12 protein-coding genes and 1 riboswitch are annotated in these 15,401 nt (G+C 41.4%); of the genes, 2 read left to right on the forward strand and 10 right to left on the reverse strand.

Going from position 1 to position 15,401, the window contains the following annotated elements; translation table 11 throughout:
* Positions 1–140: 140 nt before the first annotated feature.
* Positions 141–749, reverse strand: a complete 609-nt coding sequence (locus WMO43_RS11020) for a hypothetical protein (protein ID WP_353531208.1) — start codon at positions 747–749, stop codon at positions 141–143.
* A 265-nt stretch (positions 750–1,014) separates the two neighbouring features.
* Positions 1,015–2,031 (reverse strand): AI-2E family transporter, encoded by a 1,017-nt coding sequence (locus WMO43_RS11025; RefSeq protein WP_353531209.1) that lies wholly within the window; start codon positions 2,029–2,031, stop codon positions 1,015–1,017.
* 95 nt (positions 2,032–2,126) lie between these two features.
* Here WMO43_RS11025 and WMO43_RS11030 point away from each other — a divergent pair, with 95 nt between their 5' ends.
* On the forward strand, positions 2,127–2,786 hold the full coding sequence (locus WMO43_RS11030; protein ID WP_353531210.1) for an RluA family pseudouridine synthase: 660 nt from the start codon (positions 2,127–2,129) through the stop codon (positions 2,784–2,786).
* On the opposite strand, the gene WMO43_RS11035 is transcribed toward WMO43_RS11030, so the two are convergent.
* From WMO43_RS11035 to metK, 3 genes are all read right to left on the reverse strand, one after another.
* Positions 2,787–3,476 (reverse strand): response regulator transcription factor, encoded by a 690-nt coding sequence (locus WMO43_RS11035; protein ID WP_177963550.1) that lies wholly within the window; start codon positions 3,474–3,476, stop codon positions 2,787–2,789. It lies immediately after the preceding gene.
* Positions 3,454–4,551: a sensor histidine kinase gene (locus WMO43_RS11040; protein WP_177963551.1), complete on the reverse strand. Its 1,098-nt coding sequence runs from the start codon at positions 4,549–4,551 to the stop codon at positions 3,454–3,456. The genes WMO43_RS11035 and WMO43_RS11040 overlap by 23 nt, the downstream gene beginning before the upstream one ends.
* 160 nt (positions 4,552–4,711) lie before the next feature.
* A complete protein-coding gene (metK, locus tag WMO43_RS11045) occupies positions 4,712–5,899 on the reverse strand; it encodes a methionine adenosyltransferase (RefSeq protein WP_353531211.1) in 1,188 nt (395 codons plus the stop codon).
* A 362-nt stretch (positions 5,900–6,261) separates the two neighbouring features.
* Positions 6,262–6,360: riboswitch (SAM riboswitch) on the reverse strand.
* 231 nt (positions 6,361–6,591) lie between these two features.
* Between metK and WMO43_RS11050 the strand changes: the two genes are divergently transcribed.
* Positions 6,592–7,686, forward strand: a complete 1,095-nt coding sequence (locus WMO43_RS11050) for an HD-GYP domain-containing protein (protein ID WP_353531213.1) — start codon at positions 6,592–6,594, stop codon at positions 7,684–7,686.
* Between the two features lie 108 nt (positions 7,687–7,794).
* Here WMO43_RS11050 and murA read toward each other — a convergent pair whose 3' ends face one another.
* The 5 genes from murA to WMO43_RS11075 all read right to left on the reverse strand — a co-directional run bounded on the left by murA (position 7,795) and on the right by WMO43_RS11075 (position 15,268).
* Positions 7,795–9,087, reverse strand: a complete 1,293-nt coding sequence (gene murA, locus WMO43_RS11055) for a UDP-N-acetylglucosamine 1-carboxyvinyltransferase (RefSeq protein WP_353531214.1) — start codon at positions 9,085–9,087, stop codon at positions 7,795–7,797.
* A 231-nt stretch (positions 9,088–9,318) separates the two neighbouring features.
* On the reverse strand, positions 9,319–10,356 hold the full coding sequence (locus WMO43_RS11060; protein ID WP_353531215.1) for a peptidyl-prolyl cis-trans isomerase: 1,038 nt from the start codon (positions 10,354–10,356) through the stop codon (positions 9,319–9,321).
* A 13-nt stretch (positions 10,357–10,369) separates the two neighbouring features.
* Positions 10,370–13,927, reverse strand: a complete 3,558-nt coding sequence (mfd, locus tag WMO43_RS11065) for a transcription-repair coupling factor (protein WP_353531216.1) — start codon at positions 13,925–13,927, stop codon at positions 10,370–10,372.
* A gap of 1 nt (position 13,928) precedes the next feature.
* Complete coding sequence (gene pth, locus WMO43_RS11070; RefSeq protein ID WP_353531217.1) at positions 13,929–14,504, reverse strand: aminoacyl-tRNA hydrolase; 576 nt, start codon at positions 14,502–14,504, stop codon at positions 13,929–13,931.
* 17 nt (positions 14,505–14,521) lie between these two features.
* Positions 14,522–15,268, reverse strand: coding sequence for a sugar phosphate nucleotidyltransferase (locus tag WMO43_RS11075; RefSeq protein ID WP_353531218.1), 747 nt, complete (start codon positions 15,266–15,268; stop codon positions 14,522–14,524).
* Positions 15,269–15,401 lie beyond the last annotated feature (133 nt).

Below are 15,401 nucleotides of genomic sequence, written 5' to 3' on the forward strand. Positions count from 1 at the left end.
AAATAAAACTTTCCCTTATTTCCCTTACGATTATCTCATAAGGGCAAAAATAAGGGAAAATACATATCGTTTCGCTAGTGCACAGGCCGGAAAGCCTGTAAAATAGGGAAAGTTAGAAATATATTTCGGCAAACTTGAATTTATCGTTTTTCTTTTTCAAAATGCCTATACGACAATATACCTATTGGAATGAAGTAAGCACACCAAAACAGAAGTGCGATTGTGCCACCATTGCCGTTATCACCATTTGCCATACTTGTGAAAACACCTGTCATAGGCATTATAAAGCAACCAATGAAAAAGACACCGTGTATAATCATCAGATATTTCAGCCATTTGTCAGATTTACTTTCTGCCTTAATAGAAAGTCCGATAAAAAAAGTTGAAAGAGCCATCATTCCATATCCGAGCAGGTCGTAATTAAAAAGCAGACCACCTCTCTGGAAATCTAATATCTTTATTGCTTGCTCATTTATATCTTCCAGTCTTACGGTTGTGGTCTGTGCAAAATATACCAAGAAAATCAATACCGCATATATTGCAGAAAAAATCATTCCTATATTTGCAGATACTCGTTGTTCCTTTGCACTTTCATGGTGAAAGCCAGCCGCCATCATGATATGGCCTATCGGTAAAAACATACATACAAAGTATGAACCAAATGGAAAATCTACTATCATAAATATTGCAAAAAGGAAAACGGTTAATGTCACTATTGCTGCACCTATTTTAGGTATTAGCTTATTCATCTCTTCCTCCTATAAATCCCGAGTTGTATAACAATAATCTAACACACATTTCTTAAAAACACTACATCCAAACTACTGACTGCAATCATTTTACTTTCACCCTTTGATAACTGATTTTCGTCCCTTACAGAAATAAACTTTATATTTTTTCATAGACTCCGTAGAAAGATGGCACAGATGAAATATGGAATGTCCTGCACAAGGGAACACGGAATATTTCATCGGTGCCATCAGCTATATCTTATATCCTATAAAACTATTTTCCTCACCCTTCCTCCGACGCCTTATAAATCTCCGCGATCAAAAGCCCTGCCACCGGCCCCAGAAAAAACCCAAAGACCCCAAACACGCACAGACCGACATAGGTACTGATCAATACCAGCATCGGATGAATGGATAATTTATTGCCGATCAGCTTTGGCTCTAAGAATTCTCTGGTAAAGTTGCAGATCAGATAGATGATCCCATACGCACCCGCGAGCAGATACTGTCCACAGAATACCTTGAATAGAAGCCATGGGATAAACACGGTTCCCGTTCCGAAAAAAGGAAGGGCATCGCACAACCCTATTCCGCATCCAACCAGTACCGCATACGAATTTCCGGTCAGAAAAAGTCCGACACAACAAATACTGCTGATGATCAAAAGGATGATAAGCTGTGCCTTTAAATAAGTACCTCCTGCCTTTTTCATATTTCGTCCGATCCGATAGATCAGATTCCCGATCGGATGCTCCACCGCTTTTTTTCGGATATTCGGATAATCTGCAAGGATCAGGATCGTAGAGACCATAATGACAATAAAGATCGTAAAGCCTACCAGAAAACCTTTCACATAACCGATCGAATAATTCATCAGCTTTGGTACCACATCTGTCCGGCATTTTTGCCAGAGCATTGGCACATAAGAGGAAACGCAATGTTCTACATAACCGTTCTGTATCCCGCAGAGCTCCTCGACACGCTGACAGCACAGATTCCATACCTGCGTTCCCTGCGCGGCAACGGAATCGTAATTCTGAACCAGTTTTTTGGCTTGACTGATCAGTGCATATCCTGCCATACCGAGCAATCCACCAGCCACCGCAAACACGAGCAGCACCAACAATGCACTTAAGATTCCCCGTTTGATCTTCCAGTGTCTGTTTATTTTTTCTAACAGCGGATTGAGCAGCACTGCAATTCCATACGCGATCAGAAATGGGAAAACAAGCCCTAACAGATAGCGGAATGCCAGATAGACCAGTGCCGTGATCACCGCAATTTTTAATAACTGTAACATGGAATTTTTCACTTCGTTTTTCATAAAAAAAGTATGTCAGAAAAAGTCCCTTTTTATTCTTTCTTTTCCAAAAGGTCTGTGTTATAATACCACCCATGTTAGAGATTATTTTTGAAGATGAATTTATCATTGTATGTAAAAAACCGCCGGGCATTCCGACGCAGACTCCAAAATCCGGTGTGACCGATATGGTCAGCCTGTTAAAAAATTATCGGGTTTCCAAAGGCGAACCGCACTATGTCGGACTGGTGCACCGTTTAGACCAGCCGGTAGAAGGTGTGATGGTATTTGCCAAAGATAAAAAAAGTGCGGCAGCACTGTCTGCCCAGATGCAAGCCCATACCTTTGAAAAATATTATTATGCCATGGTGGAAGGTACTTTTTCTCCTGCCTGCGGCACACTGGAAAATTATCTGCTTCGGGATGGAAAAAGCAATGTGTCCAGCGTAGTCCCAAAAGATACCACCGGTGCAAAACGTGCAGAATTATCCTATGAAACCGTAAAAACAATGGAGGATCGCAGTCTGGTACGGATACAGTTAAAGACCGGCCGCCATCATCAGATCCGCGTGCAGCTTGCCCACGCCGGACATCCGATCATCGGTGACAAAAAATATGGCAGGAACACACCGGGTTATCTTCCACTCGGACTCTGCTCCTACCATATTGGTTTTATCCATCCTGTTACAAAGAAAAAGGTGGTCTATGAGATCACTCCTTCGGGTGCAGTATTTCAGCAGGTATCATATGAATGATTATACCTTGAACCGGTAACCGACACCCCAGATGGTTTCAATGTACTGTGGCTTTGCCGTATTAAATTCAATCTTTTCACGGATTTTTTTAATATGCACGGTCACAGTTGCAATATCGCCAATCGATTCCATATCCCAGATTTCTTTAAACAGTTCTTCTTTCGTATAGACACGATTCGGATTTTCTGCCAAAAAGCAAAGCAGGTCAAATTCCTTGGAGGTAAATGCTTTTTCTTCCTCATTAACCCACACACGGCGGGCATCCTTATCAATCTTAATTCCACGGATTTCAATAATATTGCGTGTCTCCACACTGCTTCCAATGAGTCTTTCATAACGTGCCAGATGTGCTTTGACCCTTGCCACTAACTCACTTGGTGAAAACGGTTTGGTAATGTAATCATCTGCTCCAAGTCCCAACCCACGGATTTTGTCAATGTCCTCTTTCTTTGCAGACACCATCAGGATCGGCGTATTTTTTTCATCCCGGATTCTCTTGCAGATTTCAAATCCGTCAACGCCCGGAAGCATCAAATCTAAGATAAAGAGGTCAAACTCCTCCTTTAATGCTCTCGCTAATCCTACATCTCCTGTATTCTCAATCTCCACCGTGAAGCCGCTGAGTTCTAAATAGTCACGCTCTAAATCTGCAATTGCGACCTCATCCTCAATGATCAATATTCTGCTCATTTGGTACCTCCTGATATTTGCGAATTACAAAATACATAGTTGTTCCGCTTGATTCTTTACTGGTTGCCCAGATTTTTCCACCGTGATCCTCAATAATCTTCTTAACAATCGAAAGACCGATTCCGCTTCCTCCCGTTGCAGAATTTCTGGATTTCTCTGCACGGTAAAAACGTTCAAAGATATATGGTAAATCCTTTGCTGCAATGCCTCGTCCATTGTCCTCAAATTCAAACTGGACAAAATCTCCAACGTCCCGTACACGGATATTGATAAAGCCGTTCTGTTTATCTAAATACTTGACGGAGTTGCTGATAATATTATGTATCACACGCCGGATCTGCTCCGGATCCATAATGACTACAATATCATCCTCTGCATAATTAATATAAGAAAGACCGATTCCTTTGGAATCCAAATCCATTCCTATCTCCTCGACACAGTCCTCAAAATATTCTGCCACATTAATCTTGCTGAAATTATAAGGAATACGGTTCGTGTCAATCTTAGAATAAATCGTCAGTTCATTGATTAACAAATCCATTTCATTTGTCTTATTGTAAATGGTGCGGACATACTTCTCCATCTTCTCCGGTGTATCTGCCACTCCATCCATGATTCCTTCGACATAGCCTTTGATTGCGGTAATCGGTGTCTTTAAGTCATGAGAAATATTACTGATGAGTTCCCGGTTCTCTTTCTCGTTTAGCACCCTTTCCTCTGACGACTGCTTTAATTGTTCTCGCATCTGCTCAAAGCTCTGACACAATTCGCTGATCTCATCATTTCCCTTTACTTCAATCTCAAAATCCAGATTTCCATCCCGGATCTCCTGTGCAGCCTTTTCTAATTTACGGATCGGATCGATAATTGCCCGGTAGATCCAGACGGTCATCAGTGCTGCCGTAAATATTAAGATCAGCAGTACCGAAAATCCAATATCGACTAACACATCCTTTGCCTGTTCAAACGCATAAGACTGTGTCCGGTAGACTCCAAATGCTGCCATACCGGTTAAAAGAAGCGGAATAAATATTAAAATACAAAAAGCAATACATAGTCTTGTTCTAAGCTTCATAATAGATTTCCTCTCATAATTTTTATTATAACACGAATCTTACGGAATCCTATGGCTATTTTCAAAAAGAATTCTAAACTTTTTATAAAAAACAGCCCTTCTTTCTGTTTTTAGAAAAAAGGACTGTTCCCGCTATCTTATATCAACTTTTTTAAAAAATTTACAGATATTTTTTCAGCTCATCTGCTTTGTCTAATGCTTCCCATGGAAGATTCAAATCATTACGTCCAAAGTGTCCGTATGCTGCTGTCTGTTTGTAGATCGGTCTTCTTAAGTCTAACATTTTGATGATTCCTGCCGGACGAAGATCGAAGTTCTCTCTGATGATCTCTACTAACTTCTCATCGGAAATTTTTCCGGTTCCGAAAGTATCTACCATAACAGATGTCGGCTGTGCAACACCGATTGCGTAGGAAAGCTGAATCTCACATTTTTCTGCAAGTCCTGCTGCTACAATATTCTTTGCTACATAACGTGCTGCGTAAGCTGCGGAACGGTCTACCTTTGTGCAGTCCTTACCTGAGAAAGCACCGCCGCCGTGACGTGCATATCCGCCATATGTATCTACGATGATCTTACGTCCTGTTAAACCTGCATCTCCGTGTGGTCCACCGATTACGAATCTTCCGGTCGGGTTGATGAAGAATTTTGTATCTGCATCGATCATCTCTTTTGGAAGGATCTCATCAAATACATATTTTTTAATATCATTATGTATCTGCTCCTGCGTTACATCCGGGTCATGCTGTGTGGAAAGTACCACTGCCTCAAGACGTACCGGTTTTCCTGCTTCATCATACTCAACGGATACCTGTGTTTTTCCATCCGGTCTTAAGTATTTTAAAGTACCGTCTTTACGAACCTTAGTTAACTGTAATGCTAATTTGTGTGCCAAAGAAATCGGATATGGCATATATTCCTCTGTCTCGTTTGTTGCATAACCAAACATCATACCCTGATCGCCTGCACCGATCGCTTCAAGCTCTTCGTCAGACATTTTGTTCTCTTTTGCTTCTAACGCCTTATCAACGCCCATTGCAATATCGCTTGACTGCTCATCTACTGCAACCATAACTGCACAGGTATTGCCATCAAAACCGGTTGCTGCATCATTGTATCCGATCTCATTTACGGTCTGGCGTACGATCTTTGGAATGTCGATATCTGCTTGACTTGTGATCTCACCTGTTACCAGTACAAATCCTGTACATGTTGCTGTTTCACATGCCACACGGCTCATTGGGTCCTGTGCCATCAATGCATCTAAAATTGCGTCAGAGATTGCATCGCAGACTTTGTCCGGATGTCCCTCTGTTACTGACTCTGATGTAAAAAGTCTCTTGTCCATCTTTTTCCTCCTTGTCATCGTATCTCTCCTGCGGATTTTCATTATCATACGACATACATATGATTTTTTATGTAGTTTCAATTGTCAAAACTATATTTCAAAGTGATATTTCTGCCTGCACCAAGAAGATATGGAAAGTTTCTTTTTGTGCAATGGAGATGAAACTCAAGAAATCATGGAGCCCACTGGCGAACATGATTTCTGCTTTCTGAGGTTCATCGGAATGTTCTGCACAAGGAAACTTGAAATATCTCTTGGTGCAGGATGGCAAATCACATTCGTAAAACATAGTTCTGACAACTGAATTTTGCCGCATAAAAAAATCCGCTGTGATAAGCGGACACGAATCTTACAATTCCTTCCTCTTATTGTTCGATTTCTCGCTCAGGCAGGCACCTTCCATCAAAAGGGGTTGCCGTGGCTTCACAGGTCCTCTGTACCTCCACCACTCTGAATAAGAGAGATATATATTATTTATGATTTATCTACAGGCGTTACTTTACTCTCCTTTGTTAAAAAAGTCAAGCTAATTTAATGTATTTCTGCCTTTTTCTGTCTTTTGCTTCATTTTATATTGACAATTTTCTGAAAATATTTATACTTTTTTATATATGAAAGTTTTTAAGAGCATTTAAAAGAAGGTATTAGCAAATACAAAGGATACTTCGTTTTCGGAGTGATAGGAGTTAATCATGGGCGTTATTACAATACAGGACTTAAAACCGGGTATGGTCACTGCTGCCCCTGTAAAGACAACAGCAGGTCAGTTGATCATCGGTAAAAATACGGTATTAACAGAGGCATTGATCACGCGTATGTCTTTTTACAATATTCAGAACGTGTCTGTCGTTGATATCAAAGATACCGTAGAAGAAGAACCAAAGAAGATTGTTGCACCGGAACATGAATTATCATATTCCCAGAAGGTTCGCAAAAGTTCTTCCTTTCAAAAATTTCAGATTGATTACACCAGACATATTACAAATTTCAACAACTATTTAAAAGAGTTGGTCAATACCAGAACCATGAATCACGCTACGGAGTTGGTTGAGATTCCAAAACTATTAATCTCAGAAACCAGAACCTCCATTCAGTTCTTTGATATGATTCATAATCTGCGTCAGATTGACGATCCGATTTTTGCACATTCCCTGAATGTTGCAATGATTGCAAGAATGTTAGGAAAATGGTTACATTTCAGTGAGGCTGATTTAGATACCCTGACATTGTCAGCCGCTTTACATGATGTTGGTAAATTCTTAATTCCAAGCGATATTTTAAATAAAGAAACAAAACTGACCGACAGCGAATTTGCACTGATTAAACAGCATCCTATTCTGGGTTATGATTTATTGAAAGAACTGGATTTAGATTATCATGTAAAACAGGCAGCACTGTCCCACCATGAACGTTGTGACGGAAGCGGATATCCACTTGGTCTTAAGGCTGATGAGATTGACAGCCACGCAATGATTATTGCCATTGCAGATGTTTATGACGCAATGACCTCTGCAAGAAAATACCGTACTCCGCTTTGTCCGTTTGAGGTCATTGCCGAATTTGAAAAGGATGGTCTTTCTAAATACAAGCCAAAATATATCCTGACATTTTTAGAGCATATTGCCAACGCATACCAGAATAACCGTATTCTTTTAAACGATGGCAGAAGTGCAAAAATTATTCTTTTAAATTCCAAGCATCTGTCCGCGCCAATGATTCAGCTTGATGACGGAACCTGTCTGGATTTAGACCGTGAACCAGCTTTGTATATCAAATCCGTTGTATAGTTTTTGCCATCACAACTGATAGAAAACATACAAAAAAGAAACTACTGCTTTACGATACCTGTTCGTAAAATAGTAGTTTCTTTTATTTTTCATTCTATGATGATTTGTCTAAGACACTTTTAAGGTAAACTTCTGAATCTCTTTTTCCGTTGATACCTTTTCAATCTTTGCACCGACCCGGCTGAGTTTTTCCGGAAATTCTTCATATCCGCGTTCAATAAAATGAATGTCATCAATCACGGTAATTCCTTCGGCTGCAAGCCCTGCAATGACCAGTGCTGCACCGGCACGCAAATCCGGAGCACTGACCCTTGCACCCATATAATGGTCTACGCCATTGATAATGGCTACATTACTCTCAACCTTGATGTCTGCTCCCATACGAGTCAGTTCATCCACATATTTAAAACGGTTCTCAAAAATACTCTCCGTTACCGTACTCGTTCCCTGTGCAATTCCAAGTACCACTGCCATCTGTGGCTGCATATCCGTCGGAAAACCAGGATAAGGCAGTGTCGTCACCTGTGTATTGTGCAATGTTCCTGCCGCTGATACGCGTACTGCATCATCAAATTCCTCAATGCGGCATCCTGCTTCTAAGAGTTTTGCGGAAGTTGCCTCTAAATGTTTTGGAATGACATTCTTTACTAAAATATCTCCATGCGTTGCGGCTGCCGCAAACATAAAAGTTCCTGCCTCAATCTGATCCGGAATGACCGAATAATCGGTCTTATGAAGACTCTCTACTCCGACAATACGGATAACATCGGTTCCGGCTCCGCGGATATTTGCGCCCATACTGTTTAAGAAGTTTGCAACGTCTACCACATGCGGCTCTTTTGCAGCGTTCTCGATCGTTGTCTTTCCATCTGCCATCACTGCTGCCATCATAACATTGATCGTTGCTCCAACAGAGACTTTATCTAAATAAATGTGGGTACCTACAAGCTCTTTTGCTTCTACGGCAACTGCTCCGTTCCGCAGTTCCACGCTTGCACCGAGTGCCTTAAATCCTTTGATATGCAGATCCATCGGTCGGCTTCCGATATTGCATCCGCCCGGCAGTGCGACCTCTGCCTCTTTGTATTTGCCAAGCAATGCTCCTAACAGATAGTAGGAAGCACGGATTTTTTTCATAGAGTCATAATCTACGCAAAGGCAATCAATATAAGATCCGTTGATCTTTACGGTATGACTGTCGATACGTTCTACTTTTGCTCCGATTCCCGCAATCGCATCCAACAGTACGTTAATATCACGAACATCAGGTAAATTATCTATTGTTACGGTTTCATCCGTCATAATGGCTGCCGCTAAAATGGCAAGTGCTGCATTCTTTGCACCACCAATTTCAACTTCACCGGAAAGCGGAACTCCACCTTTGATTACATATTGTTCCATCCTGCACCTCTATATTTTCATACAATCAGTAATTATAGTATCCTGTATTCTTATTTGTCAAGAATGTTTCTATCGTAAAATCTTTCCAATTATATTTCTGCTCATACAGTACTATTATAGCATAATTTTCCCATTTGTAAATTTACATAGTTTTACTTTTTTATTACATTTCTATGGCAGGGATCATTTCTTACTACTTTACTATATGTGTCTTTCTTTTTTTAGTGCATTCTAATCCTGTTTTGTGTCTGTGGTCTCTTTTGCTTTGAAATGATTATCAAATTTGACCTGTTTCCAGACTTTTTTATCGATATCAAATTTAAAATCGCTGGTATATTCATCGCATACCTTCTGATAAAGTTCCTGCTGACGCTGTCCGATGATCTCGTCTTTCTTCTCATCCGTTGCTTTCTGGTCGAACTCGCTGTCTAAACGGATCACATAATATCCCTTGTCTGTCTCAACCACACCGGACATTTCATTTGCTTTCAGCTTGTCTGCTGCTTTTAAGACTTTTTTATCCAGACTGCTGTTCTCATCTTTTGCGGAACCGTAGGAGTCCTGTGCAACGGTCAGTCCTGCTTCTTCTGCCTTGGACTCTAATTCTTCCGGTTTTACTGCTGCTAATGCCTGTGCTTTCTGGCGCAATACTTTTTTCTCTGCATCACTGTATGCTTTCTGTTTTCCGTCCTCTGTAGTGGTTCCCTCGGTAGAAACGAAAACATAACTAAAGGTACGCTGCGCTGCTTCCTCGTCACTGACATTGGCATTGACATCTTCTTCTATTTTTGCCTGCATTCTCTGCTGGATCGTCACAAGACGCAGATACTCTTCTACATCTTCTTCTGTGGCACTCATTTCCGTAACGGCATCTTTCGAGTTGTCGGAGATAAATTTCTTTGCCGCTTTTTCTATTTTCTTTTTATCCTCTTTGGTGATCTTCACACCATAGTCATCGGCATGCGCCGCTAATGCGTAATAGGTCTTTAAGGAATCCATAACCTGACTCTTTACTTCCTCTTCCATGGTCTTTCCTTTTCCCGACATATCCTGTGACCAGTAATCATCCTTGAAATAGGAACCGTAAATACTGTCATAGGTATACTGGGTATACCGTGCCATAAAATTCGCAACACCCAGTCTGACTTCTCCGTCTTTCATTTTTACAACAACTGCATCCTCATCTATCGACTTAGAAGCACATCCGGCTAACATAGATGCTCCCATCACTGCCGCAAGTGCCAATGCCGCAACTTTCTTTATTTTCATCTGTCTGTTCCTCCTAGTTTTCCTGTCTGCTTGTTTCATTATAGTGTAATACCAGCATTTTTTCAATATCCGTAAGGATCTTCTCGATCGCCTCTGTTACGGATAACTTCTCCTGTCTGGAATTTTTCTTAAAGTGGTAGGTAAAATACGGCCCCTTCTGATCCGGTGTAAAATCCAGTGCATAATCATACAGGGCAATAAAATCCGGGATCTTGACCGGGTCTATTGCTGCATGTTCTAAGAACACAAAGCGTATATTTTCGCCTTTTTGCGTTACTTCTTTTAAAAAGCATGAATGTGCCTTGGCTTTGACTTTTGCGATCCAGAGCAGATTTTCGACGGATTTCGGCGGGTCACCAAACCGGTCTATCAGCTCTTCTAACATCTCTTCGCTCTCTTCTTCATTTTCAATTCCCGCAATCCGCTTATAGATATCCAGCTTTTGGAATTCATTCGGGATATAAGCAGGCGGAATATACGCATCAATATCTACATCCAGTGCCGTGTCAAAGTTTTCCTCTTTCTGCTCTCCCTTTAAATGCCGGACTGCTTCATTTAACATCTTGCAGTAAAGGTCATATCCGACTGCTTCCATATGACCGTGCTGCTCTGCACCTAACAGATTTCCGGCACCACGAATCTCCAAATCACGCATAGCAATTTTGAAGCCGCTTCCTAAGTCCGTAAATTCCTTGATGGCTGCCAGACGTTTTTCTGCTATCTCCTTTAGCATCTTATCCCGTTTATAGAGCAGGAACGCATAAGCTGTCCGGTTCGACCTTCCGACTCTTCCGCGAAGCTGATAGAGCTGGGAAAGTCCCAGATTATCTGCATCGTGGATGATCATTGTATTGACATTGGAGATATCCAGTCCGGTCTCAATAATGGTAGTCGATACCAGTACGTCGATTTCACCATTAATAAAACTGTACATGATGTTCTCTAATTCCCGCTCTTTCATCTGCCCATGAGCAAAGGCAACGGATGCCTCCGGAACCAGTGAGGCAATTTTTGCCGCAACATCTTCAATCTGATTTACCCGGTTAAAGACATAATACACCTGACCGTCTCTTGACATTTCCCGGACGATCGCCTCTCTGACTAATTCTTCGTTATACTCCATAACATAAGTCTGGATTGGCATTCTGTCCATCGGAGGTTCTTCTAAGACGCTCATATCACGGATTCCGATCAGACTCATGTGCAGGGTTCTTGGGATCGGTGTCGCAGTTAATGTCAGTACGTCCACGTTTTCTTTCATTTTTTTGATCTTTTCTTTATGGGTAACGCCAAAACGCTGTTCCTCATCGATGATCAGAAGTCCTAAATCTTTAAACGCAACATCTTTTGAAAGGACACGGTGCGTTCCTATGACAATATCGACCATTCCTTTTTTCAGATCCTCGATGGTCTTTTTCTGCTGCGCACTCGTCCGGAATCTGCAGAGCAGATCCACCCGTACCGGAAAATCTTTCATTCTTGACGCAAATGTATTGTAGTGCTGTTGTGCCAATATCGTTGTCGGAACTAAATATACCACCTGTTTTCCTTCCTGCACGGCTTTGAATGCCGCACGGATGGCAACTTCCGTCTTTCCATAGCCGACATCTCCGCAGATCAGACGGTCCATGATCTTCTTGCTCTCCATGTCCTGCTTGGTAGCTTCAATGGCAAGCTCCTGATCTTCCGTCTCCTCAAACGGGAACATTTCCTCAAATTCCCGTTGCCATACGGTATCTTCGCCATATACATAACCTTCCCGGTTCTGACGTTTTGCGTAAAGTTCAACTAAATCCTGTGCAATATCCGCGACTGCCTTATGCACCTTTGACTTTGTCTTAGACCACTCCTGTGTTCCTAATTTATTCAGCTTTGGTTTTTTGGCATCCGCACCGGCATATTTCTGGATCAGCTCTAACTGGGTTGCAAGGATATAGAGATTTCCGCCTTTGGCATATTCGATCTTAATGTAGTCTTTTACGACTTTATCTACTTCTACTTTTTCAATTCCGCGGTAGATACCAAGTCCGTGATTTTCATGGACCACATAGTCGCCGACATGCAGATCGGAAAAGCTCTGTATCTGCTCTCCTTCATAGACTCTGCGTTTTTTCTTCTTTTTCTTTTCCCTGCCAAAAATATCACTTTCCGAAATGACGACGCACTGCAGATCCGGGTACTCATAGCCCTTTTTGATTTTTCCATAGGCAACCATGACCTCGCCCGGTTTTACTTCATGCTCCTCGTCCTGTGTATAAAATGCACTGATCCCTTCTTCTGTGATATCCTGTGCCAGACGATTCGCTCTGGTTCTTGAACCGGATAGGAGAATGACACGATAGTGGTTCTTTTTATATCGTTTCAGATCCTTAATTAACAGTTCAAAACTGTTGTTATACGGATTGACGGTCTTCATCTGAATCGAAAAATATTCTTTGGTCGGAAGTGCCTTCTCTTTCATTTCAAGTGCCGCCAGACCGATGACCTTATGTGCCATCAGTCTTGCTGCAATTTCTTCATAGGAATAGAGAGAATCCATCTGTCCCGGTAAAATATAGCCTTTTTCCAGACGCTGCTTCATGCTCTCCTGAAACTCTTTTTCTATGACTCTTCCCTTTTCTATTGCCCGGACTGGTTCATCTAAAAATACCAGTGCATCCTCCTTAGAAAAATAATCCAGAAGCGAAACCGTTTCTTCTTCAAAATAGGTCAAATACGCATCCATACCCTCGACACTTCCGAACTGCTCAATACTCTCCTTTGCAGTTGACGCTAACAGGCGCACACGGTGTGCTTCTTCGGTTTTCATTTCTTTTTGATAGAATTCACTTAGTTTTTTAGCATCTGCATCAATTTTCTTTAAACCTTTTTCTAAGGTAGCCTCTTCAAAGATGATCTCTGCTGCCGGATAAATTTTAACTGTTTCAAGATTCTCTAGGGAACGCTGGCTCTCCGCTGAAAAGCTGCGGATCGAATCGATCTCATCGCCCCACAATTCAATACGATATGGATTTTCCTCTGTCAGTGGATAAATATCTATGATACCGCCCCGGACTGCAAACTGTCCGCCTGCCTCTGCCTGATAATTTTTCTCATAGCCCATGGCTACTAACTGCTTCGTAAACTCCGTCAGAATCAGCTCATCTCCCGGTGCGAGCCTTAAGATAAATTGTGTTAATTTTTCAAGAGGCATCAGGCGGTTCATCAAACCATCAAATGTCGTAACTAAAGTCATCTGCTCTTCTTCTAACAACACCTTCATGGCATTCATCCGCTCTTTGGTCAGCTGATTTCCCCGTAAGTCTGACTGGTAAAATAAAATATCTTTCGCCGGATAGTACACGGTATTGTCATCAAAAAAACGACAGTCCTCATACAATTCTCTGGCTTTTTGTTCGCTAAAAGTAGCAATGATTTTCTTTCCAAAACCATTGCCAACTCCGTATACCATATGTGCTTTTCCTGCGTCAACGCAACCGGAAATCTGAATGATTCCCTTTTCTTTCTTTAGGAATTCCCGGATTTTTTCATAATCCGCCCAGCCATGTAAGACTTCTTCGATTGCCTTCATTTTAATCTGTTACCTTCTTATTATATTCATTCATTGCCTTTGCCACTTCGCCGTTTACCATATAGCAGACAGCTTCAGCCGCTCTTTCCATGGCACCTTCTAAATGTTCCCGCTCCTCTTTTGTAAATCGTCCTAATACAAAGTCTGCTAAATCCCAGTCCTTTGGCTTTTCACCAACTCCCACTTTGATTCGCATAAATCTCTGCGTATTTAAACACTTAATAATGCTCTTCACACCATTATGGCCGCCTGCACTTCCGCTCTCACGAATACGCAGATTTCCCGGTGAAAAACTGATATCATCATAGATGACAATCAATTCACTTTCCGGGTCCAATTTATAATAGTTCACCAGTTCCACAAGGCTCTCACCACTTAAATTCATATAGGTCTGCGGTTTTGCGAGTATGACCTTCTGACCGTTTATAACTCCTTTTCCAAGTAGAGCTTTGTGTTTTTTTTCATTGATACTGATATGATACTTCTCTGCTAAAGCATCAATGACATCAAATCCTACATTATGTCTTGTATGGTCGTATTGTCTTGTAGGATTCCCTAAACCTGCAATTAAGTACATTTCGTGTATTTCTCCTGTTAAGAATGTGTCTTCTTTCTCTCATCAATAATTTTTGCCGCTTCTGCAAGCTGCTGCTGATCATTGACTCCTGTAATGTCCTCTGCATTTTCCAATGCAAATGCATCTGCCTTTAAGCCTTTATTTTTAATAATGGTCAGTGTATCCGGCAGATAATATTCTCCCTGTGCATTATCCGTGGTCAGTAAATCCAATGCCTGTCGCAGCTCTTTTGTATCAAAGATGTACATACCCGAATTAATCTCATGGGATGCCAGTTCCGCCTCATTTGCATCTTTATGCTCTACACTCTTAATAAAGTTCCCATTTTCATCACGGATAATTCGTCCATATCCGGTCGGGTCATCCACCATTGCGGATAATACCGTTACAGTATTTCCTTTTTCTCTGTGATATTCCTTTAATCTCTTTAATGTGCCTGCCGTAATCAGCGGAGTATCGCCAAACAAGATTAAGGTTTCTCCCTCTCCGGTCAGAAAATCACCCGCACATTTTACAGCGTGACCTGTTCCAAGCTGCTCTGTCTGCAATACATACTGAACATCCTGATGAGAAATCTCTGCCTCCACCACTTCATGTTTATAACCGACTACCAGACAGATATCCTTAGCACCTGCACCTTTTGCCGCATCAATCACATAGTCTACCAGACATTGTCCGTCTATACGGTGTACCACTTTTGGAAGTTCTGATTTCATTCGGGTTCCTTTTCCTGCTGCCAGTATAATGGCTTTCAACTGTTCCATAATATCCTCCGCGTTTTAATTTGCTTTTCCCATTATATTACAATACTTCATATTTTACAAAAACTTTTTGTATATTTTGTGGCGAAAATGTAACCTTTCCCATTTTTATTTCACTACTTTTTTAAATCACAGA

Source organism: Maccoyibacter intestinihominis (assembly GCF_040096355.1).
GTDB lineage: Bacteria > Bacillota > Clostridia > Lachnospirales > Lachnospiraceae > Maccoyibacter > Maccoyibacter intestinihominis.

Excerpts from the sequence above, each read along its gene's own strand:
- WMO43_RS11020 (WP_353531208.1), bottom strand. The coding sequence starts at position 749 with ATGAATAAGCTAATACCTAAAATAGGTGCAGCAATAGTGACATTAACC.
- WMO43_RS11025 (WP_353531209.1), bottom strand. The coding sequence starts at position 2,031 with ATGTTACAGTTATTAAAAATTGCGGTGATCACGGCACTGGTCTATCTG.
- WMO43_RS11030 (WP_353531210.1), top strand. The coding sequence starts at position 2,127 with ATGTTAGAGATTATTTTTGAAGATGAATTTATCATTGTATGTAAAAAA.
- WMO43_RS11035 (WP_177963550.1), bottom strand. The coding sequence starts at position 3,476 with ATGAGCAGAATATTGATCATTGAGGATGAGGTCGCAATTGCAGATTTA.
- WMO43_RS11040 (WP_177963551.1), bottom strand. The coding sequence starts at position 4,551 with ATGAAGCTTAGAACAAGACTATGTATTGCTTTTTGTATTTTAATATTT.
- metK (WP_353531211.1), bottom strand. The coding sequence starts at position 5,899 with ATGGACAAGAGACTTTTTACATCAGAGTCAGTAACAGAGGGACATCCG.
- WMO43_RS11050 (WP_353531213.1), top strand. The coding sequence starts at position 6,592 with ATGGGCGTTATTACAATACAGGACTTAAAACCGGGTATGGTCACTGCT.
- murA (WP_353531214.1), bottom strand. The coding sequence starts at position 9,087 with ATGGAACAATATGTAATCAAAGGTGGAGTTCCGCTTTCCGGTGAAGTT.
- WMO43_RS11060 (WP_353531215.1), bottom strand. The coding sequence starts at position 10,356 with ATGAAAATAAAGAAAGTTGCGGCATTGGCACTTGCGGCAGTGATGGGA.
- mfd (WP_353531216.1), bottom strand. The coding sequence starts at position 13,927 with ATGAAGGCAATCGAAGAAGTCTTACATGGCTGGGCGGATTATGAAAAA.
- pth (WP_353531217.1), bottom strand. The coding sequence starts at position 14,504 with ATGTACTTAATTGCAGGTTTAGGGAATCCTACAAGACAATACGACCAT.
- WMO43_RS11075 (WP_353531218.1), bottom strand. The coding sequence starts at position 15,268 with ATGGAACAGTTGAAAGCCATTATACTGGCAGCAGGAAAAGGAACCCGA.